Annotated in this window: 14 protein-coding genes; 5 read left to right on the top strand and 9 right to left on the bottom strand. The window is 71.7% G+C overall.

From position 1 onward, the window contains the following. Nucleotides 1-310 precede the first annotated feature (310 nt). Both BG418_RS01720 and BG418_RS01725 read left to right on the top strand, forming a co-directional pair. On the top strand, nt 311-514 hold the full coding sequence (locus BG418_RS01720) for a cold-shock protein (protein ID WP_018536328.1): 204 nt from the start codon (nt 311-313) through the stop codon (nt 512-514). Nucleotides 515-773: 259 nt separating this feature from the next. Then, entirely contained in the window at nt 774-2,300 is a 1,527-nt protein-coding gene (locus BG418_RS01725) for a DEAD/DEAH box helicase (RefSeq protein WP_188271824.1), read from the top strand. Nucleotides 2,301-2,334: 34 nt separating this feature from the next. Here BG418_RS01725 and BG418_RS01730 read toward each other — a convergent pair whose 3' ends face one another. From BG418_RS01730 to BG418_RS01745, 4 genes are all read right to left on the bottom strand, one after another. Next, nucleotides 2,335-2,745, bottom strand: coding sequence for a GntR family transcriptional regulator (locus tag BG418_RS01730; RefSeq protein WP_188271825.1), 411 nt, complete (start codon nt 2,743-2,745; stop codon nt 2,335-2,337). A 12-nt stretch (nt 2,746-2,757) separates the two neighbouring features. Then, nucleotides 2,758-3,741, bottom strand: coding sequence for an ABC transporter permease (locus BG418_RS01735; RefSeq protein ID WP_188271826.1), 984 nt, complete (start codon nt 3,739-3,741; stop codon nt 2,758-2,760). Next, nucleotides 3,738-4,682 (bottom strand): ABC transporter ATP-binding protein, encoded by a 945-nt coding sequence (locus BG418_RS01740; RefSeq protein ID WP_398997234.1) that lies wholly within the window; start codon nt 4,680-4,682, stop codon nt 3,738-3,740. Before BG418_RS01740 ends, BG418_RS01735 begins: the two co-directional genes overlap by 4 nt. An 85-nt stretch (nt 4,683-4,767) precedes the next feature. Continuing rightward, nucleotides 4,768-5,820 (bottom strand): nitronate monooxygenase, encoded by a 1,053-nt coding sequence (locus BG418_RS01745; RefSeq protein WP_317453462.1) that lies wholly within the window; start codon nt 5,818-5,820, stop codon nt 4,768-4,770. 551 nt (nt 5,821-6,371) lie between these two features. On the opposite strand from BG418_RS01745, the gene BG418_RS01750 reads away from it, so the two are divergent. After that, nucleotides 6,372-7,664, top strand: coding sequence for a helix-turn-helix transcriptional regulator (locus BG418_RS01750; RefSeq protein WP_188271829.1), 1,293 nt, complete (start codon nt 6,372-6,374; stop codon nt 7,662-7,664). Between the two features lie 188 nt (nt 7,665-7,852). Further along, on the top strand, nt 7,853-8,518 hold the full coding sequence (locus BG418_RS01755) for a DUF4232 domain-containing protein (RefSeq protein WP_188271830.1): 666 nt from the start codon (nt 7,853-7,855) through the stop codon (nt 8,516-8,518). A gap of 6 nt (nt 8,519-8,524) precedes the next feature. Here the strand turns inward: BG418_RS01755 and BG418_RS01760 are convergent, their stop codons facing one another. Beyond that, nucleotides 8,525-9,643, bottom strand: coding sequence for a sulfite oxidase (locus tag BG418_RS01760; RefSeq protein WP_188271831.1), 1,119 nt, complete (start codon nt 9,641-9,643; stop codon nt 8,525-8,527). 199 nt (nt 9,644-9,842) lie between these two features. Here BG418_RS01760 and BG418_RS01765 point away from each other — a divergent pair, with 199 nt between their 5' ends. Continuing rightward, nucleotides 9,843-11,222, top strand: coding sequence for an FAD-binding oxidoreductase (locus BG418_RS01765; protein WP_188272292.1), 1,380 nt, complete (start codon nt 9,843-9,845; stop codon nt 11,220-11,222). Between the two features lie 92 nt (nt 11,223-11,314). Here the strand turns inward: BG418_RS01765 and BG418_RS01770 are convergent, their stop codons facing one another. From BG418_RS01770 to BG418_RS01785, 4 genes are all read right to left on the bottom strand, one after another. Then, nucleotides 11,315-12,664: a VWA domain-containing protein gene (locus BG418_RS01770; RefSeq protein ID WP_188271832.1), complete on the bottom strand. Its 1,350-nt coding sequence runs from the start codon at nt 12,662-12,664 to the stop codon at nt 11,315-11,317. Beyond that, nucleotides 12,661-13,530 carry a MoxR family ATPase gene (locus tag BG418_RS01775; RefSeq protein WP_188271833.1) on the bottom strand — a complete coding sequence of 290 codons (870 nt, stop codon included), beginning with the start codon at nt 13,528-13,530 and terminating at the stop codon, nt 12,661-12,663. Before BG418_RS01775 ends, BG418_RS01770 begins: the two co-directional genes overlap by 4 nt. Before the next feature lie 132 nt (nt 13,531-13,662). Beyond that, nucleotides 13,663-16,269 carry a SpoIIE family protein phosphatase gene (locus BG418_RS01780; RefSeq protein WP_188271834.1) on the bottom strand — a complete coding sequence of 869 codons (2,607 nt, stop codon included), beginning with the start codon at nt 16,267-16,269 and terminating at the stop codon, nt 13,663-13,665. A 123-nt stretch (nt 16,270-16,392) separates the two neighbouring features. Then, nucleotides 16,393-19,788, bottom strand: coding sequence for a patatin-like protein (locus BG418_RS01785; protein WP_188271835.1), 3,396 nt, complete (start codon nt 19,786-19,788; stop codon nt 16,393-16,395). Nucleotides 19,789-19,866 lie beyond the last annotated feature (78 nt).

Genomic DNA, 19,866 nt, shown 5'->3' on the forward strand with positions numbered 1-19,866 from the left:
CGCCGCGCACCCCGTGCAATGTTCTTTACGTAAGCAAATATCTGATGCGACCGTTCGAAAATCTGGGCAATGGGCGGCGAAGTTTCCGGGTGGTCCAGGTGAAAATTGAGCATTTGCTGTACGGGGCGACCCTGCCGTGCTACTGTTGATCCAGTTGCAGTTGTGGTTCCCAAAAACTTCAAGTGCCTTGACGGTCTTTCCGTCGGGCACTTTTGTATTTCCGGTGCTTTTCCGGACGGGGCAATCATCACGGCGACGCCGAGGTCCGCACAGTGTGGACCTCTGGGCACTGCCCCGAAGGAGATATGACATGGCTACTGGCACCGTGAAGTGGTTCAACGCGGAAAAGGGCTTCGGCTTCATCGAGCAGGAGGGTGGCGGCCCGGACGTGTTCGCCCACTACTCCAACATCGCCACCCAGGGCTTCCGTGAGCTCCAGGAGGGCCAGAAGGTGAACTTCGACGTCACGCAGGGCCAGAAGGGCCCGCAGGCGGAGAACATCGTTCCCGCCTGACGCGATTGACGCTCAGATTTGACGCAGCTGGGGCCCGCACCTTGTGTACGGGCCCCAGCTCGTTGCTGTCTGCGGGGCCGTGCCCGCCGCGCCGTGAACGGCGCCTCACGCACTGCACGGATCACCTGACGCCGACCCGGGCCCCGTCCCCGGCTCCGGCCTCGTATTCGTCTTTTCTTTCGGCTCGTTCTTGCGATTCCCCGGCCGTTGGTCCGGTTGTGAATTCCTCGATACGTGCCATATCGAGGAAGGTTCTCCTTTGAACCGTTCAGCTCGCACGAACGACCGTTCCTTCGGCGCCCGCAAGGGTGGTGGCTCCGCCGGTTCCGACCGGGGCGCGCGCTTCCGTCCGCAAGCCTCCGGGCGCTCCGGTGCCTCCGGTGGCCGTGGCCGCCGTACGACCGCCCCGCAGGGTGAGTTCACGGCGCCCGAGACGCTGACCCCCGCGCTGCCCGCCGTCGAGGCGTTCGCCGAGCTGGACATGCCGGCCGAGCTCGTGAAGACGCTCACCGACCTCGGCGTGGACACCCCCTTCCCGATCCAGGCCGCCACGCTGCCGAACTCGCTCGCCGGTCGCGACGTGCTCGGCCGGGGACGCACCGGTTCCGGCAAGACCCTCGCGTTCGGTCTGGCGCTCCTGGCCCGTACGGCAGGAAAGCGTGCCGATTCGAAGCAGCCGCTGGCCCTGGTCCTCGTCCCCACACGGGAGCTGGCTCAGCAGGTCACCGACGCGCTCACTCCGTACGCCCGCTCCCTGAAGCTGCGCCTGGCCACGGTCGTCGGCGGTATGTCGATCGGCCGCCAGGCCGGTGCGCTGCGCTCCGGCGCCGAGGTCGTCGTCGCGACGCCCGGACGCCTGAAGGACCTCGTCGAGCGCCGGGACTGCAAGCTCGACCGGGTGAACATCACCGTCCTGGACGAGGCCGACCAGATGGCCGACATGGGCTTCATGCCGCAGGTCACCGAGCTGCTCGACCTGGTACGCCCCGACGGCCAGCGGATGCTGTTCTCGGCCACGCTCGACCGCAACGTGGACCTGCTGGTCCGCAAGTACCTCCACGACCCGGTCGTCCACTCCGTCGACCCGTCGGCCGCGGCCGTCACCACGATGGAGCACCACGTGCTCCAGGTGCACAGCACCGACAAGTACGCCACGGCCACCGAGATCGCCGCCCGCGAGGGCCGGGTGATCATGTTCCTGGACACCAAGCACGCCGTCGACCAGTTCACCAAGCACCTGATGAGCAGCGGTGTACGGGCGGCCGCGCTGCACGGCGGGAAGTCCCAGCCGCAGCGCACGCGCACCCTGGCCCAGTTCAAGGACGGGCACGTCACCACGCTGGTGGCCACCAATGTCGCGGCCCGGGGCATCCACGTCGACAACCTCGACCTGGTCGTCAACGTCGATCCGCCGACCGACCACAAGGACTATCTGCACCGCGGCGGCCGTACCGCCCGTGCCGGTGAGTCCGGCAGCGTCGTCACCCTGGTGCTGCCCAACCAGCGCCGCGAGATGAGCCGCCTGATGTCCGACGCCGGGATCCGGCCGCAGGTCACCCAGGTCCGCTCGGGCGAGGCCGAGCTGAGCCGTATCACCGGCGCCAAGAAGCCTTCGGGCGTCCCCATCGGGGGCGGGGCTCCGGTCACCGAGCGCCCCAAGCGCGGCGGTGCCCCGTTCCGGGGCATGGGTACTTCTCCGGGCCGCTCGGGCGGCTCGCGCCGTACCACCGAGGCCCAGCAGCTCGCCGAGGCGCGCAAGGCGGCCCGGGTCCGGCGCTCGGCGTAACGCTGTACGCGTCACACCGAACGCCGGGAGCCGCTCAGGGGGTGGGGGTGTGCGTCGGCGGGGCCGTCGGATAGGTCTCGCCGAGCAGGGCGTCGAAGAGCGTGGTGACCTCGTGCGCGGTCAGTCCCTCCTCCTTCGCCCGGCGCATCCACTCCGCGAGCCCGGCCCGCAGAGGTGACTCCGGTGCGGTCTGCGGGGTGGCCAGGGAGCGGGTGATGAACGTGCCCGCGCCCTGACGCACCTCGACCAGGCCGGAGCGTTCCAGCTCCCGGTAGGCCTTTAGGGTGGTGTTGGGGTTGACCTTCGTGCTGGCGGCGACCTGCGCCGCGGTGGGCAGTTTGTCGCCCTCGGTCAGTGCCCCCATGCGCAGCGCCTGCTCCACCTGATGCACGATCTGGAGATACGCGGGCAGGCCGCTGCGGCGTTCGATGCGGAAGACGACCACGGTGCCGCGTCCTCAGAGCGCCCGGCGGCGGGTCCGCCACAGGACGAGGGCGACGAGCAGCGCGCTCGCCATGAACAGCACGGCGGCCGCGGTCCACTGCAGGGTGGCCATCTGGTCGTAACCGAAGTACTCCCAGACCGAGTTGACGATGCCCTTCTGGGCCCGGCAGGCGTCCGCGTCCGCGTGCACGCAGGTGCCGTACCCGTAGAGCTTGCCGGACGCGGTGCCGACCCACTGGTCGAGCTGGTGCGCGCCGTTCGGCACCGGAGGGTGCTCGGCGTGGAGCGGGAACGCGATCCGGCGCGGGGTGGCGAGGTAGGGCTTGAGGTAGTCGAAGAAGATGACGAAGGCGGACGCGCCGAAGAACGTCAGGGTCATGGCGGTCACCGCCCGGCGTACCAGGGCGCCGATGGCGAGACCGAGCGCCATGGTGAAGAACGCCATCGCGACCAGCATCGGGCCGGTGGTGGTCAGCACCGAGTCGTCGTACCAGTCGGTGGAGACGAAGGGGCGGGCGGCGTGCCAGTACCAGGTCAGCATCGCGCCGAGAACAGCGGTCGTCACCGCGGCGAGCCCGAAGGCGAAGCCCAGCTTCCAGCGCAGCCAGCGCATCCGGGTCACCGACTGGGTGGTCACCAGACGCGCGGTGCCCTGTTCGTGGTCGGCGCTGATGAGCGGGGCGGCCAGGAAGATACCGAGCAGCAGCGGCAGGCCCACCGCATACCCGGCGATGTCGTTGAAGGTGTTCCCGGTGCGCTCGCGCAGGGCGGGGTCGATGGCGTCGGCGGACGTGCCCGGCCACCCGGCCGCGTGCATGTTGTCGAGCATCGTGCCGCGCTGGTACGCGATCCAGAGCGAGCCGAGCACGGTCACGGCGAGCCAGAAGAGCAGTGGCACCCGGTGCTGGCGGGCCATGAGCCAGGCCAGTCCGCGCAGCCTGCGGGGCTTGGCGGGGGCATCCGTCGTGTCGACGGCGGGGCGGGTGAGCGTGCTCATGCGGCGTGGTCCTCTCGGTGGCTGGGAGCGGCGGCCGGGGACAGCAGCGCGGGCGCCTCGGGGTTGCGGAGGTAGGCGAGCAGCACTTCTTCCATGCCGGGCTCGGAGAGCTGCCAGTCGCCGGTCAGCCGTCCTTCGTGGCGGACCATGGCCGTGAACTGCCGCCCCGCGGTGCGGACTTCGATCGCGGTGTGGGTGGCCAGGGCGGCAGGGAGTCGGCCGTCCTCGGTGACGCCGGTGACCAGGGTGTGCATCGGCACCAGTTCGTCCGTCTCACCGGCCATACGGATGCGGCCACCGGAGAGGACCAGCAGGTAGTCGCACATGTGCTCAAGCTCGCTGAGCAGATGGGAGGACATCAGGACCGTGGTGCCGCGTTCGGCGGCCTCGGCCATGAGCAGCGAGCTCATCTCGTCGCGGGCGAGCGGGTCGAGATCGGCCATCGGCTCGTCCAGGAGCAGCAGATCGGGCCGCTTCCCGAACGCGAGCGCGAACGCGACGCGGGTGCGCTGACCACCCGAGAGGGTGCCGATGCGGGCGTCCATGGGGATCTGCCCGCCGTGCACGATCCGCTCGGCCGCAGCCTGGTCCCAGCCCGGGTTGAGCTCCTGGCCGAGCCGCAGGGTCTCGGCCACCGTGAACCGCTTGAACAGCGGCTTGTCCTGGCTGAGGTAGGCGTACCGGGGCAGCGCCTCGGGCGAGTCGGCCGGGACGCCGAAGATCCGCAGCTCGCCGGTGGTCGGCTCGGTGAGCCGGGTGGCCAGGCTGAGGAGGGTGCTCTTGCCGGCGCCGTTGGGCCCGACCAGGCCGCAGACGCGCCCGGCCGGAATCCGGAAGGAGCAGTCCTTCAGCGCCCAGCCCCGATGGTATTTCTTCCCCAGCCCACGGGCCTCCAGGGCCCACTGGGTAGCGGCCGCGCCAGGAGTGGTCATGCCTCGCACGCCTCCCCCTTCCATGATTCCACTAGTTGACTAGTGGAATCATGGTCTTCGTGGCGAGGACGTGTCAAACGAAGGAGGGCGGCGTTTACGTGGGCGGCAGCACCGAGCGCGTCTGCTCCCACAGATCGCGGGTGATCTCGGCGGCCGGAGCGGAACGGGCCAGGCGGTGACGCACGCCCGCCCACAGATGCAGCCGCTCCGCGTCCCCGTTCTTGGCGGCCGCCGCGCGCAGGCCCCGGGTCAGATGGTGGACCTGCGGATACGCGCTGGGGGCGGCCGCGTCGTGGGCGTCGATGAACTGGTTGCGCAGGCCGCGTGCGGGCCGTCCGGAGAACGCCCGGGTGGCGACGGTTTCGGTGAAGCGCGGGTCTATGAGCGCGTCCTGGTGCGTACGCGAGGCGCCGGATTCGTCCGCCCGCAGATACACCGTGCCGAGCTGCGCCGCGACGGCACCGGCCCGCAGCACGGCGGCGATGTCCTCGCCGGTGCCGAGCCCGCCCGCCGCGATCAGCGGGAGCCGCACCCGCTCGCGGACGGCCGCCAGCAGATCGAGCAGCGGCACGTCCTCGGGCCGGGCCGCGACGTCGTGCGTGCCCCGGTGCCCACCGGCCAGCGGACCCTGTACGCAGAGCGCGTCCACCCCGCACGCCTCGGCGGCCACGGCCTCGGCCACCGTGGTGACCGTCCCGATGAGATGGCTACCGGCCCGATGCAGGGCCTCGACCGCGTACGGCGTGGGCAGTCCGAAGGTGAAGGAGACGACCGGAACGGGCTCGCGCACCAGCACGTCGAGCTTCGCGTCCCACTCGTCGTCATCGGCCTCGTCGGTGGGGACGGGCAGCTCGATGCCGTACGCGGCCGCCTCGGGCAGCAGTTCTTCCCGATAGGCGGTCACGGCGTCGGCAACGGACGGGGCGGGCGGACCCGGTACGAAGAGGTTGATCCCGAAGGGGCGGGACGTCAACTCCCTGGTTTTGTCCAGCTGTTCGCGCATGCCCTGCGCGGTGCGGTATCCGGCGGCGAGGAAGCCGAGACCGCCTGCCTCGCTCACGGCGGCGGCCAGTTCGGGTGTGGAGGCGCCGCCCGCCATGGGGGCCTGCACGAGGGGGATGGTCAGGTGGTCGGGCTGGAACGGCACGGTCGTCCTCCAGAGGGTTGCGGGTTGCGTCGGTCGGGGAATGGGTCGGTCGTGGATCGCGTCGTCGGACGTATCGATCATGCCTGCGGTGGCCGGGACCACGGCAGCGTCAACGGGGCGGATTTCGGCCACTGAGGGAGCGCGAGGTCGGACCGTGACGGACCGGCACCCCGTACCGGCGGTCACGGCGTCGTTCCGGACAGACGCACTCTTCGGTCGTACGAAGCGAAACCCTCCTGCCGTGCGGGGAAGCGGCCTGGCGGGGCCCTCTCACGGGATGAGAGCCGACCGGTGCGCGGATCACGGAACGCGGTCGGTCACATGAGCCGAACCGGCGCCGCTGACAAGGGGTTTGGACGATCTGGGACGACTTTGGACGGCTTGGTCGCCGTGGCGCACGTATCCGAATGGGGCCTGTGGCCATCCCATGAGCGGGGTCGGCGGGCGGGTTGATGGCCGAGGGATCCATATCGTCCGTACACGTGTGCGGCGTACGATTCCGGCCGCCCGCCGGTCGATGCGGCCGTGGGCCACGGAGATATGGGGGAATCATGTCCGGCGTAGAACGGGACAGATCGCAACGGGACGACGGTGGGGTGCCCGATCCGGGGACGCTCACCACGGTGGGGGAGTTCGTCCAGGCGCTCCGGGTCATCAAAGCGGTGGAGAGCCTGTCCCTGCGGGAGTTGCAGCGGCGCAGCGGCTTGCCGAGGACGACCATCGCCCATGCGCTCAACGGGGAACGCCCGTCACTTCCGCCCTGGGACCGGGTGTTGGCGCTGCTGCGGGCGTTCGGCGTGCCGGAGGGCGAGCTGGGGCGATGGAAGGACACCTGGACACGGATCCGGCTCACCTCGACACGGGGAGCGGCGGCGGAAGCGGGTGCGGAGGCCGGTGCGGAGCAGGTCGTGACCCTGATCGAGCCCCTGGCGCACGCGGCGGCCACGGTGGAGGCGGCCGCGGCGGACATGGCCGAGGTTCCCGAGGCGCCACGCGCCCGGTTCGGCCCGAGGAAAAGGCTGGTCGTGCCGGCGGGCCTCCTCGCCGTCGGCGTGGGCGTGGGGGCGGCTGTGGTCTTCGGGATGACCGGAGCGTCGAAAAGCCCGGACCACACGTCGGCGGGCGCGGTGGCGGCGGCGACCTGTTCGCCCGGCCTGGGCGGGCAGGTCTCCGAACCGCTGCCGCCGAAGCCGACGCAGGGCGACGCCGTGCCCGAGCCGCCGAAGCAGCACCCCGCCTGGGTGGCGCGCCCCGCCTCGGACGCGCAGATCCTCGACGACACCGATGTGGATCTGCCGATCACCACGCCGGTGCGGGCCGGGGACGCGCTCGTCGTCAGCGTCATGCTGACCAGTACGTGCCCGGGCCGGGTCGAGGTGACGGACACCAAGGGGGACGAGTTCCGCATCGCGGGCGACGTGACCGACGCGCGGCGCCACCGGACCATGGTGTTCGTGGGCTTCCGCGTCCATCCGCTCACCACGGCCGACACGATCCGGGTGATGTATCCGCACGCCAGCAAGTACCACGTCGCGGTGGACGAGTTCCGCGGCATCAGCGAGGTGGTCGGCCACGCCCAGAGCCACGGGGAGGCCGGCGGGGCGTCCTTCAGCACGAACTACGTCAAGCTCGACTGCGCTCCCGGGGATCTCCTGGTGGCGGCGGTGGGCACCAACAGCGGCAGCGCGCCGGCGTTCGTGGGCGACTGGACCGCGCTGCCCGTGCTCAGACTGTCCTCCTACCGGCTGTCGACCGCGTACCGCATCGCCCCGCAGGACCGCGTGTGCGCGGCCACCGGCAGGACCACGGCCCAGTGGGGCGCGCTGGCGGTGTCGTTCCGGTAGAACACACCGATCGCGTACGTCCGCGAGGGCCGGGTCCCCGTCGGTCCTCGCGGACGGGGTGCGGGGTGACACTGTGCCGTTCGTGTAACCGTCGCGCCACAGCGGCGTGTACCCGTGAACCGGCAGGCGGCCCGCGGTGTGTTGACCGGCGAGTGCCGGTGCGTACTGGCCGTACCCATGGGGGAGACATGCAGAGCAAGAGCGGGCGTCACGCGGTGATGGTGGCGGCGGTGGCCGTGGTGGCCGGTGTGCTGGTGGTCGGCTGCGACCCGAGCGGCAACGGTGGCGGGTCGGGTCCCGGCAACGGTGCGTCCACGGCGCCGAGCGCCAAGAGCACGCCGGACCCCACGGCACCCTCCGCGAAGACGCCCGCGTCCACGGGTACGGGCACCGCGTCCAAGCACGCCACCGCGCACTGCACCATCAAGGACGTGAAGGTCACCCCGGCCCACCAGGCGGCGAAGCGCCCGTCGGGTACCGGCACGGGCGCGGCGGTCGTCGGTGTCGTGAACACCTCCGCCCACCCCTGCTCGGTGAAGGGTTTCGTGACGGTGGCGGGCGCGGGCAACGGCGCGCCGGGCAAGAACGTTCCCCTGACCGTGCACCACTCCGGCACGGCGTCCACGGTCGTGCTCGCCCCCGGTGCCCAGGCTTGGACGAAGCTCACGTTCGTGCAGGTCCAGGGCGAGGGTGACGGCTACTGCAAGTCCGGGTCGACGCCGTACTCGTACCCCACGATGGTGATCGGTGTGCCCGGTGCGGGCGCGCATCAGACCGCCATGGACGACGGGGTGTTCGCCGAGTGCGACAACACCGTCACGGTCACCGCGCTGTCGCACACGAAGCCGTCCTGAGCCCGCTCACCCCTCACTCGGGCAGTACACCGCGATCCGCTGGACGAGGTTGTTGGCGAAACCACCCCGGTTCCAGGGCTGGGTGAGCGGCTGGGTGTTGCCCGCGGCGTCGGTGGCGCGGGCGCTCAGGACATGGTCGCCGGGGGTGGCCGTCCAGGGCGCGTGCCACCGCCGCCAGGCCCAGTCGTGCCCGTCGGGCGGGGTGAGTTCGGCCTCGTACCACCCGCGCCCGTCGTCCGTGCTCACCTCCACTGTGGTGACGGGAGCACGGCCCGACCATGCGCGGCCCTCCAAACGCATCGGGCCCGGACGTACGACACGGGCGCGGGTCATGAAGTCGGGGAAACCCGGCGGGATCATGAGCGCGCGCGGGGCGATCCGGGTGACCGGCTCACCCGGCTCGTCGGCCGACTGCCGCAAGCGATAGGCCACTTGCTGCTGGAATCCGGTGTACGGGGTGTCCGTGAGCTCGATGTCGCACAGCCACTTCACCTGCGCCATGCCGTACCACCCGGGCACCACCAGCCGCAGCGGGTAGCCGTGTTGGGGCGGCAGGGGAGCGCCGTTCATCGCGTACGCCACCAGCGCCTCGGGGTTGCTCGCCAGGGCGTCTGCTAGAGGCAGGCTGCGCCGGTAGTCCTGCTCCACACCGCGCTCGACGCCGTGGTCGGCGCCGGTGAAGACGGCCTCGACGGCGTCCGGCCCGACCCCGGCCTCGTTGAGCAGCGTGCGCAGCGGCACGCCCGTCCACTCGGCCGTCCCCACCGCCTCGACCAGCCACGGCTGGCTCACCGGCCGGGGGGTGAGCCGGGCCCGGCCGTTGCCCGCGCACTCCATGGTGACCCGGTGGGTGACAGGTGGGAAGGACCGCAGGGCGGCCAGGTTCAGGGTCAGCGCGGTGCGCACCCGGCCGCGCACGGTGAGTTCCCAGCCGTCCGCGGCGCCGTCCGGGATGTCGTAGTGGACCAGCACGTAGTGCAGGCCGGGCGGGGTGAGGTCGTACCGCAGGGCTTCCAGTGGCAGCCCGTGGTTGCGGGTGGCGAGCGCGAGTTCCTCGGGGCTGATGCCCTCGGCGGGGTCGGCGAGACGCCCCGGTGGACTGATGTCACCGATGCGGCCGTTCATGTCCCCATGGTCTCCCCTCGGCCGGGAATTGCGAGTCCGGGCGTGCGGGCGGACGCTGGAGATGTCAGCCCTGTGGCGCCCGCTCACGGCCGTGGCCGACGAGGACGCCGGGGCACCGGCGCGCGTACCCACCGGCGGCCCAGCAGGGGAAGGGCCGGGCGGCGTACGGGACCGTACCGTGCCGCTGAAGGAGATCGCCATGGACGGCACGACGCTGGAGGCGATGCGGACCGTGCTGCGCGGTCCGGTCATCGGCCCGCAGGACGCGGAGTACAACGAGGCCCGCACGATCTACAACGCGATGATCGACCGCCGACCGGCCGCGATCGTACGGTGCCGGGACGCCGGGGACGTCATCGACGCGGTCGACTTCATCCGCGACCACGGCCTCGAACTGGCAGTGCGGGGTGGCGGACACAGCGGTGCGGGCCTCTGCCTGGTGGACGAGGGCGTCACCGTCGACCTGTCGCCGATGCGGTGGGTGCGCGTCGATCCCGCGGCGGAGATCGCGCAGGTGGGCGGCGGCAGTGTGCTCGGCGATCTCGACCACGCGGCCCACGCGTTCGGGCTCGCCACCCCCGCCGGCATCATGTCGACGACAGGCGTCGGCGGGCTCACCCTCGGTGGCGGACACGGCCATCTGACCCGCAAGTACGGTCTGACGGTGGACAACCTGCTGGCGGCCGACGTGGTGCTCGCCGACGGCAGTTTCGTCACCGTGGACGAGCGCAACCACCCGGATCTGTTCTGGGCACTGCGCGGCGGCGGCGGGAACTTCGGTGTCGTCACCGCCTTCACCTTCCGGCTGCACCCCGTGCACACCGTGGTGCTCGGGGTGACCGTGTGGACGCTCGACCGCCTTGCCGACGTGCTGAAGTGGTACCGCGAGTTCCTGCCGCAGGCGCCGGACGACCTGAACGGGTTCTACGCGGAGCTCGTCGTCCCGCCGGGGCCGCCGTTCCCGGAGGAGATCCACGGGCAGAAGATGTGCGGTGTCGTGTGGTGCTGGACGGGCGACCCGGACCAGGCCGAGAAGACCCTGGAACCCGTCAACGAGCCCGGCCCGCCCACGTTCCACTTCACCGCGCCCATGCCGTACCCCACGGTGCAGAGCATGTTCGACGAGCTGATCCCCAAGGGTCTGCAGTGGTACTGGCGCGGCGACTTCTTCGACCGCATCACAGACGCGTCCATCGATGTGCACGCGAAGTACGCGGAGGGGATTCCCACCGGGTTGTCGACGATGCACCTGTACCCCGTCGACGGTGCGGCCCATCGGGTGCGCGCGGGCGACACGGCCTGGGGGTACCGGGACGCGGTCTGGTCCGGGGTCATCGGTGGCATCGACCCCGATCCGGCCAACGCGGAGACCGTGCGGCAGTGGTGTGTGGACTACTGGGAGGAGTTGCATCCGCACTCGATGGGTGGGGCGTATGTGAACTTCATCGGGGCGGGGGAGGGTGCGGACCGGGTGAAGGCAACTTACCGCGACCAGTACGAGCGCCTGGCGGCGGTCAAGGGTACGTATGATCCGCGCAACCTGTTCCATGCGAACCAGAACATCGAACCTGCGCGGTAGCGGTGATGTTGCTTGTCTGCGGGCCGGTGGGGGCTTGTCGCGCAGTTCCCCGCGCCCCTTAAGTGACCCCACTGGGCAAGCGCGCCGGGGCGTCAGACTGGTAGTAGGCGGGCTATCAATGCGCTCAGTTGCTGCGCGTTGCGGCACGCGTGCATCTCTGCCACTTCCGCGTACGCCAGCGCCGCCGAGTCACCCGTCGACCAGAGCGACGGTTGCTCGGGGTTGAGCCAGTACACGCGGCGGGCCCGTGCCGTGATGCGGCGTAGGGCGGGGACGTTCGGGTCGGTCATGTTGGTGCGGGCGTCGCCGAGGATGAAGACGGCCGTGCGGGGGCCGACCGCGTTGAGGTGGCGTTCGGCGAACTCGCCGAGCGCGGTGCCGTAGTCGCTGCTGCCGTGCCAGCCCGTGACCGCTGCTTCGGCGAGGATGCGGCCGCCGAGTCCTGCCGGGTCCGTACTTCCGTGTCTGACAAGGCTCGTGACCTCGTCGATGCGGTTGACGAAGGCGAACACGCGCACCTTGGAGAACTGGTCGTGGAGCGCTTGGACGAGGAGCATCGTGAAGTTGGCGAAGCCCGCCACCGAGCCGGAGACGTCGCAGAGCAGGACGAGTTCCGGGCGGGCCGGTCGCCTGCGGCGCAGGACCGGGCGCATGGGTACTCCGCCGGTCGACAGCGAGCCGCGCAAAGTGCGGCGCAGATCGATCTGTCCGCGTGCCGCACGCCGTCGGCGCGCCGCGAGACGGGTGGCGAGCTTGCGGGCCAGGGGGTGCACCGACCTGCGCAGTTCGTCGAGTTGGGCCCGGCCGGCGAGGAGGAAGTCGACGCGGTCGGCGGTGGGCGGCAGCGCCCGGCGGGCGATCTCCTCGGCGCCGCGCCGTTCGGCGACCCGGCGGCGCGCCTCGGTGCCGACGCGCTGCCGGAACGCCTCGATCCGGCGCCGGATCTCGTCGTCGGTGAGCCGGTCGGTGAACGCGGCCCCCTCCGCGCCCTGTCCGAGCGTCGCCCGTACCCGCGCGAGCAGGGTCTGGGGCCGCAGCCGCGAGAGGGTCTGATGGGCCGACCAGCCGTCCGAGCCCGGTGACGACCCGTATCCGCCGAGGCTGTCCACGGCCTCGCCCGCCAACTGCCCCAGCATCGCCTGGTCGTTGGCGGCCAGCGCGGCCGCCAGCCGGTCGCGCAGGTCGGCGGTGTCGCCGCCGGAGTGGTCCGGCGCGCCGACGCGGAGCGGGAAGTACAGATCGAAGACCGGGTCGAAGACGGCGCGTTGGCCTTCCTGGTGGAGCAGGGCGGCGGCGAGACCTTCCCGTATCCGCTCCCGGTCGTCGAACCCCAGGACTTCCAGGACGGCCGCCGCGTCGACGGTCTCGCCCGTTCCGATCCGGATGCCGTGGGTGCGCAGGCTCCGCACCAGCTCGGTGAGCCGGTCGGGCAGGGCGGTCACACGGCGTCCAGGTCGAGCTTGGCGGCGGCCTTCAGCACGTCGTCCTGGTGCTTGAGGATCACGCCGAGGCTGTCCCGTACGACGTTCTCGTCGAGGGTGTCGGCGCCGAGGGCGAGCAGGGTGCGCGCCCAGTCGACGGTCTCCGCGACCGACGGGGCCTTGCGCAGGTCCATCGCCCGCAGTGCGCCGACCACGCGTACGACGGAGGCGGTGAGGGCGTCGTCGAGGCCGGGCACCCGCATCCGGACGATCCGGCGCTCCAACTCCTCCTCGGGGAAGCCGATGTGGAGGAACAGGCACCGGCGGCGCAGGGCCTCGGAGAGCTCGCGGCTGGCGTTGGAGGTGAGCACCACGAACGGGCGGCGGGTCGCGGTGATGGTGCCGAGCTCCGGCACGGTGACCTGGAAGTCGCTGAGGACTTCGAGGAGCAGCCCCTCGACCTCGACGTCCGCCTTGTCGGTCTCGTCGATCAGCAGGACCTTGGGGTCGGAGCCGCGGATCGCGGTGAGCAGCGGGCGCGGGAGCAGGAACTCCTCGCTGAAGATGTCGGTACGCGTCTCGTCCCAGGACTCGTCGCGGCCCGCGGTGATCCGCAGCAACTGCTTGGCGTGGTTCCACTCGTACAGCGCGCGGGACTCGTCGACGCCTTCGTAGCACTGGAGCCGGATCAGCTCCGCGCCCGCGGCCTGGGCGACGGCCTTGGCGAGCTCCGTCTTGCCGACGCCCGCCGGGCCTTCGATCAGGAGGGGTTTGCCGAGACGGTCGGCGAGGAAGACGGTGGTGGCGACGGCGGGCGAGGCCAGATAGCCGGTCTCGGCGAGGCGCGCCGAGACGTCGTCCACGGACGTGAAGTACCCGGTCGTCATGGGGTGTTCTCCTGGTCTCCGGCTCGGTGCGACGGTGCTCCGGCCCTCGTACTCGATCAGTACACGAGCTGGACCACAACAGGGCGACGCTGTTTGCGGTGAACGTCACGGCGGTGGTGCGGCCTTCCCCGGCTACGGGGCCGACGGCGTCGCGCGGCGTGTGGTGAGCAGGAGGGCGATGTCGTCCGGGCGGTCCGTCGTCTGGCGGGCCTGCTCGATCAGCAGATCCGCCGTGCCGGTCAGGGACGCGCCGCCCCGGCGGGTGGGGGCGGCGGCTTGGGCGAGGGCCGCGCGGAGGCGTTCGATGCCCGTGTCGATGTCGGTGCCGGGGTTCTCCACCAGCCCGTCGGTGTACAGGGCGAGGACGGCGCCCGGCTCAAGGCGCAGCTGCGTCACCGGGTACGCGGCCGTCGGGTCCACCCCGAGCACCACGCCGCCGGGCAGGTCCAGGACCTCGGTGGCACCGTCGGGGTGGCGCAGGAGCGGCTGCGGATGCCCGGCGCGGGCCGCCTGCGCCAACCCGGTCCCGGGGTCGAGGCGGATGTAGCAGCAGCTGGCGAACTGGCCCGGGTCGAGATCGATGAGCAGCCGGTTCGTCCCGCTCATCACCTCCTGCGGGGAGTGCCCGCCGAGCGCGAACGCCCTTACCGCGCTGCGCAGTTGACCCATCGTGGCGGCGGCCTGCACACCGTGCCCCTGGACGTCGCCGATGACCAGGGCGAGACCTTCGCCCGCCTCGATCACGTCGTACCAGTCGCCGCCCACGTCCATGCCCTGGGTGCCGGGCAGATAGCGGCCCGCCGTCTCCACCTGCGGGTGCGCCGGGAGGCGGTGGGGGAGCAGGGCCGCCTGGAGTCCACGGGCGAGAGCCGCCTCGGTGTCGTAGCGCTGGGCCCGCTCCAGGGCCTGGGCGATGAGCCCGGCGAGCGCGGTGAGCACCGTGCGTTCCTGTGCGCTGAACGTACGGGGGATGTCGAAGCCGAGGATGCAGGAGCCGACCGGGCGGCCGGAGGCGATGAGCGGCAGGAAGGCGCGGGCGCCCTGTTCGGCGTCGAGGGCGATGCCGGGGTAGGCGGCCGCCAGTTGCTGCATGGACTCGAAGAAGAGGGGGCGGCCGGTGGTCAGCGTCTCGACGCCGGGGAGGCGGACGTCCAGGCCCACACCGTCGAAGGGGTCCAGGAACCCCTGGGGGAAGCCGGTCTCCCAGGCCAGGTAGAGGCGGCGCTCATGGAGCAGGTAGATGGCGAGCCGGCGGCCGCCGAACGCGGGCAGCAGCTCCCGCATGACCACGGCGGACACCTGCCGGGCCGTGACCGCCTCGCTCAGCGCGATGGCGAGGAAGAGCGGCGGATACAGCGTTGCGGTCGCGTTCGCCACCGCCTCGGGAGGGGGCGCGGTGCCCGCGGAATCCGCCAGGGACGCGAGCGCGGTCGGCGGCAGGGGGCCGACGGCCGCCTGGTCGGCCGCGGCGTCCACGGGCCCGGCCCCGCTCGCCGGGTCGGCCGTGGAGGCGCCCACCGTGTCCGGGTCGTGCCCCAGCGGGACCGCCGTGAAGGTCAGGCCGTCCGGGCCCGGGTAGGCGGAAAGGGACAGCCATTTGTCGTACCCGGGCCGCTCCTCCGGCAGCCCGTTGTCCGGCCGGGGGCGCCTGACCCGGAAGTGGACCGGATCCCGCGACAGCAGCGCGCCGCGCAGATGGTCCTCGTACGCGGGCCGGTCCAGCCAGGGCACGGCCTGCCACAGGGGTTGGCCGAGCAGTTCCGCGCGGGGCCGCCCGAGCAGCAGGGCGGCGCGCGGGTTGACGTAGCTGATCAGCCCGAGGCGGTCGAGCGTGAAGACGCCCTCGGGCAGCAGCTCCGCGGCCCCGTCGCCCGTCGCACCGCCGCCCATGTCGACCACGATGCCGCTGAGCCGGGTGTCGTCCGGTGCCGCGCCGCCCGGCCCGCAGACCTCCAGCAGGCGCATGCCGCCGTCCGCCGCGCGCACCCGCAGCGGCCGGGGCGGCGCCTGACCGGTCTCCGCCGTCTCGCGCAGCGCCGCGAGCAGCTGGTGGGCGTCGTGCGGGGCCACCGAGGCGGCCAGCGCCTCGGGCGTCCCGGTGAAGTCCCCGGTGCCGAGCAGGGCGGACAGGGTGTCGTCGGCGGTCACCGTGCCCGTCGCCAGGTCCCAGGAGAACCGTCCGACGGCGCCCGGCGGGGCGTCGTCGGCCGGTGGCCGTACGCTCAGCGGCTCGCCGTCCCACACGACCTGCGGCCCGTCCTCCTCCAGCTCCAGGAGCGCGGCGCCCAGGCCCTGTGCCACCTCGGTCAGACGGTCGCGGTCGAGCTTGACGGCCGTCGCGTCCGGCGTCGCGGGCCGCAGCACCGCGAGGACCCCGTACGGCGTGGACGCCCCCACCACGGGCACGTACACCGAACCGAACCGGAACGGCAGACCGGCCGCGAGCTGCGGATACCGGCGCATCGTCTCCGTCGAGTCGGCCAGCTGGATCTCCACGCCCAGGCGGTGGGCGTCGGCGACCGGGAACGGCCGGTCCATGTGCATCCGCCACCAGGGGCGGAACAGCGGTCCGGGCAGCCCGGCGAGCACGGCGAGGCGCAGCAGTCCGGGCGTGCTGGACCGCAGATACGCACCGCCCACATGGCCGCCGACCGCGCGCATCGACTCCGCCACGGCCCCCGTGAGCAGGGCGGTGAGCCGTCCAGGCGCCCGGTGCCGGCTCTCGGCGCTTCCAGTCATCGGTCTGCCCTCGTCCGCGTGCCGCGCGGTAGGTGATACAGCAAGAATGCGCCCCGGCGCCGCAGGCCCGCACTTCGGCGCCGGACCGTCCCGCCCGGCTTGAATGGATCGTACGTTCGATATCTACCGTGCCGGGACCGGGCCGCCGGGGCTCTGCTTCGGCCGGTGGCGCAGGGCCCGCACGGCCTTGCCGATGCCGCCGCTGAGCAGCAGACCCACCGCGCCGAGCGCGAGCAGGGCCACCAGCGGATGCCACCACGCGGACTGCAGCCAGGGCAGCGTATGGCGGCCGACCCAGCCGATGTCCTTGCCCGTGCACTTCACATCGCAGGCGCCGGTCCCGAAGAGCGATCTGCGGCGGAAACTCATCGCGGCGACGAGTCCCACGACGACCAGCCCCACCAGGGCCGGGACGAGCCGTCGGCTCAGCCCCCAGGCGGCGAGCGCGATCAGATACACGCCGATGGCCACGACCACCGCGCCGCCCAGGCTCAGCACCCGCGTCCCGAGCACCATGGCGGCGACGCCGATCACCACACAGACGAGCCCCGTGATCGTCAGCGCCCGGGGCGCGCCGCCGAAGAGGGCGGACGCGCGATAGCCGGTCATCGTCACCGTGCGCGCGGACGTGAGGAACGGTTTGACCGACGCCGGGGACTGCTTCACCGCGGTCGCCGTGGCGGTCGCGGTGGCGAGCGCCTTCGTGACGGTACGCGTGAACAGCGGCTCGCCCAGCTCCGTCGCGAACGTCTCGTCGGGGACCGGGCAGTCCGCGAGCCGCGCGGCGATCGCGTCCGCCGTCGCCGAGGTGGGTTCCGACCGGGCTCCGGACGCCGTGGTGTCGAGGGCGGACGCGATGAGCTTGTTCTGCTCCGGGCTCCACTTGCGGGTCATGACCGCCGACGCGGCCGCCTGGGCCGCCGCCACCGCCTTGTCGGGCTGCCCGGCCGCATCCAGTACCTCAACTGCCCACGGAGTGTGGTGAGTTGACGGATTGCCGAGCACGTGGCGGGCGACGACCGGCAGTTCCTCCGCCGCGATCCACCGCTGCCAGCTGTGCGCCGCCCACAGCGCGGTGAGGGGAAGACAGGTCGGCATGGCGCCGGCGTCGTCGTCGAGGAACTCCAGCTCGTTGATGACGGCGTCGCGGGTGAGCTGGACGGCGGCCTCCCCGGCCGCTTCGATGGGCCAGCTCTGCGGCTCCCCACCGTCGAGCACTTCGTCGCGCAGCCGCTCGTAGAACCACTGGCTGCGCGGGATGTCGTCAGTGGGGTCGTGGGACTCGGCGAGTGCGTGGACGCGCCGGGGATCGAGGAGCAGATGGACGATCCAGCCCGCGCCGTCCAGGCGGCCCCAGGCCCAGTCGTTCGCCCGCCAGGAGGACTTGTAGAACGCCCCGAAGTGGAACAACTGCATCCCGGTGAGCTTCGAGGCCGCGGTGGCACGCCGTGGGGCGAGCACACTGCGGGTGTCCGCACTCACCTGGATGAGCTCGACCGGCTGCTCCACCTCCACGGCCACGGGGAGTACGGAGCGGGTGGCGACGTGGAGTTCGAAGAGGCGGAACGCGATCGCGTCGAGGTCGTCGGAGTCGCTTCCACCGCACAGGAACTGGACGTAGGTCGCGAGTTCCGCCGCGGCCTTCTGCCGCGCCCGCTGCGTGGAGTTCGGCCGGAAGGCGTCCGAGTCGGTCGGTGTCGTCGTGTGACCGCTCATGGCGTACGTACGCAGGCGATCCACCACGGCTGACAACGCGCGCCAGCCGCTCTCAAGTGGGTCCGGCGTGGGATCGGGCGACGGAGGTTCGGGTGTCTGTGCCGGGAGCGCCAGCAGGTGCGCGTACTGCCCCGCGAGCGACTGGGCGAGTTGAGCGAGGGTGCGCTGATCCCCGTCGTCGCCGTCGAATTTCGTCAGCTCGCTCTCGACGAGCTCGTCGGCCCGGGGCCGCTCGCCCGGGACGAACGCCTCGTGCACCTGCTTGTTCAGCGCGGCCAGTTCGGTCCACTTCTCGGGCCGGCTGACGTACGCGGCCTGCAACATCGCAAGGACCGTGGCCTTGGCGCCGTCGAACGCCGGGCGCCCGAACTTCGCCAGCCCGCCGAGGTCGCGCCGTTCGGGCAGTACCCAGTCGGAGGCGATCGCCGACGCGGCCGCCTCCTGGCACTCCTCCTCGGCGCTGCGGCCCGGCGCCAGCGCCTTGCGCCAGTCGTCCGGCATCCGCTGCCCGGGCATCGTCGTCAGCGCGCGCATCAGCGCCGTCACCACGGGCTGGACGAGCCAGGTGGCCTCGCGGACGCGGTAGTCGTCCAACACCGTCTGGGTGAGCAGGCGAAAGCCCGGGAACTCCGTGGACGGTGGGCGGTCGGCCAGCCGGGATCCGATCTCCGCCATCCGCAGCCGGGTGTCGCGCAGCGCGTCCACCCGGTCGTTGTGCTGGCGCAGGGCCTTGAGGTCGGCGCTGATGCTCTGGTTCAGCACACTGCCGAGATCCTTGAGCAGTGCCTCGCCGAGCGTCCAGGGCGCGTCGAACGACTCCTGGAGCGCGGGCGCCTGGCGCGGGTCCGGGGCCTCGCCGGGCGACGGGACGACGTACAGCAGCACGCGCCTGACCTGGCGTTCGGCCGGCCGGTCGAAGACGGCCTGGAGCAGCGGGGCGATCGGCCGGTTGGCGAGCAGCCCGCCGTCCGCCACCCAGTGGTCGCGGGTGATCTCGGCGTACGGCTTCATGCCCGGGTGGCGCAGGATCCCCTTCGGAGGGACGGCGGGGATCTCCTTCTCGAACGGTACGAACGCGGGCTCGAAGGCGAGGGGATACGAGGCGCTGCACCGCGCCGCGAGCGACACCATGTCGAAGGCCGCCGCGCCCTTGAGCTGCTTCTCGTCGAACGCGAAGAGCCCACGGTGATCCACGTCCTGGACCAGGGTCCCGAAGGCGTCCGTGAAGCGGCTCGTCTCGCCCGTGAGCAGGGTGGTGGTGATGAAGAGATCGGTCGGCGGATCGGGTTCCGGAGCGGTCGCCGGGGGGCGGTACGACTGGTCCGACTGCGGCAGTGCCTGGATGCCCTTGAGCAGGTCGTTGAACAGCACGCCGTCGCCTTGCAGCAGCGAGGGCGGGTTCTTCTCCTTCGGATCCCGCAGCAGCGTCTCGAAGGCGCCGGACGTCAGCCAGAACTCCCGCAGAGGGCCCAGGTCGAACGCGTTGACCCGGGCAAGACCGAGCAGTGCGCCGTTGATTCCCCCGGCACTCGTGCCGGACAGGACGTCGATGCTGACCGTGGTGTCGAGGAGGTTGAGCAGCCGTACGTAGAGCTCCCGCACCTTGCCCTGGGGGTCCGGTGATGCGCCGAGGTGCGCGTCGAAGTCACCTTCCGCCGGTGGATGGCGGCGCCACGCGGCCTGTTGCAGCAGATTCAGTTCGCGCGCGACACCGCCCATCCAGATGGCCAGACTGACGCCTCCGGTCATGGCGGTGGCGATACGGATCTCCTGCGTACGCGCGTCGACCGGTTTCACATCCATGCTGCTCCTCTGGGCGGGACTGCTCTGGCTGCGCAGAACGGTCAGGCTCCCGCAAACACGGCACTTGCGGCATCCCGC

The sequence above is a fragment of the Streptomyces sp. CBMA152 genome, assembly GCF_014596475.1.
Classification (GTDB): domain Bacteria; phylum Actinomycetota; class Actinomycetes; order Streptomycetales; family Streptomycetaceae; genus Streptomyces.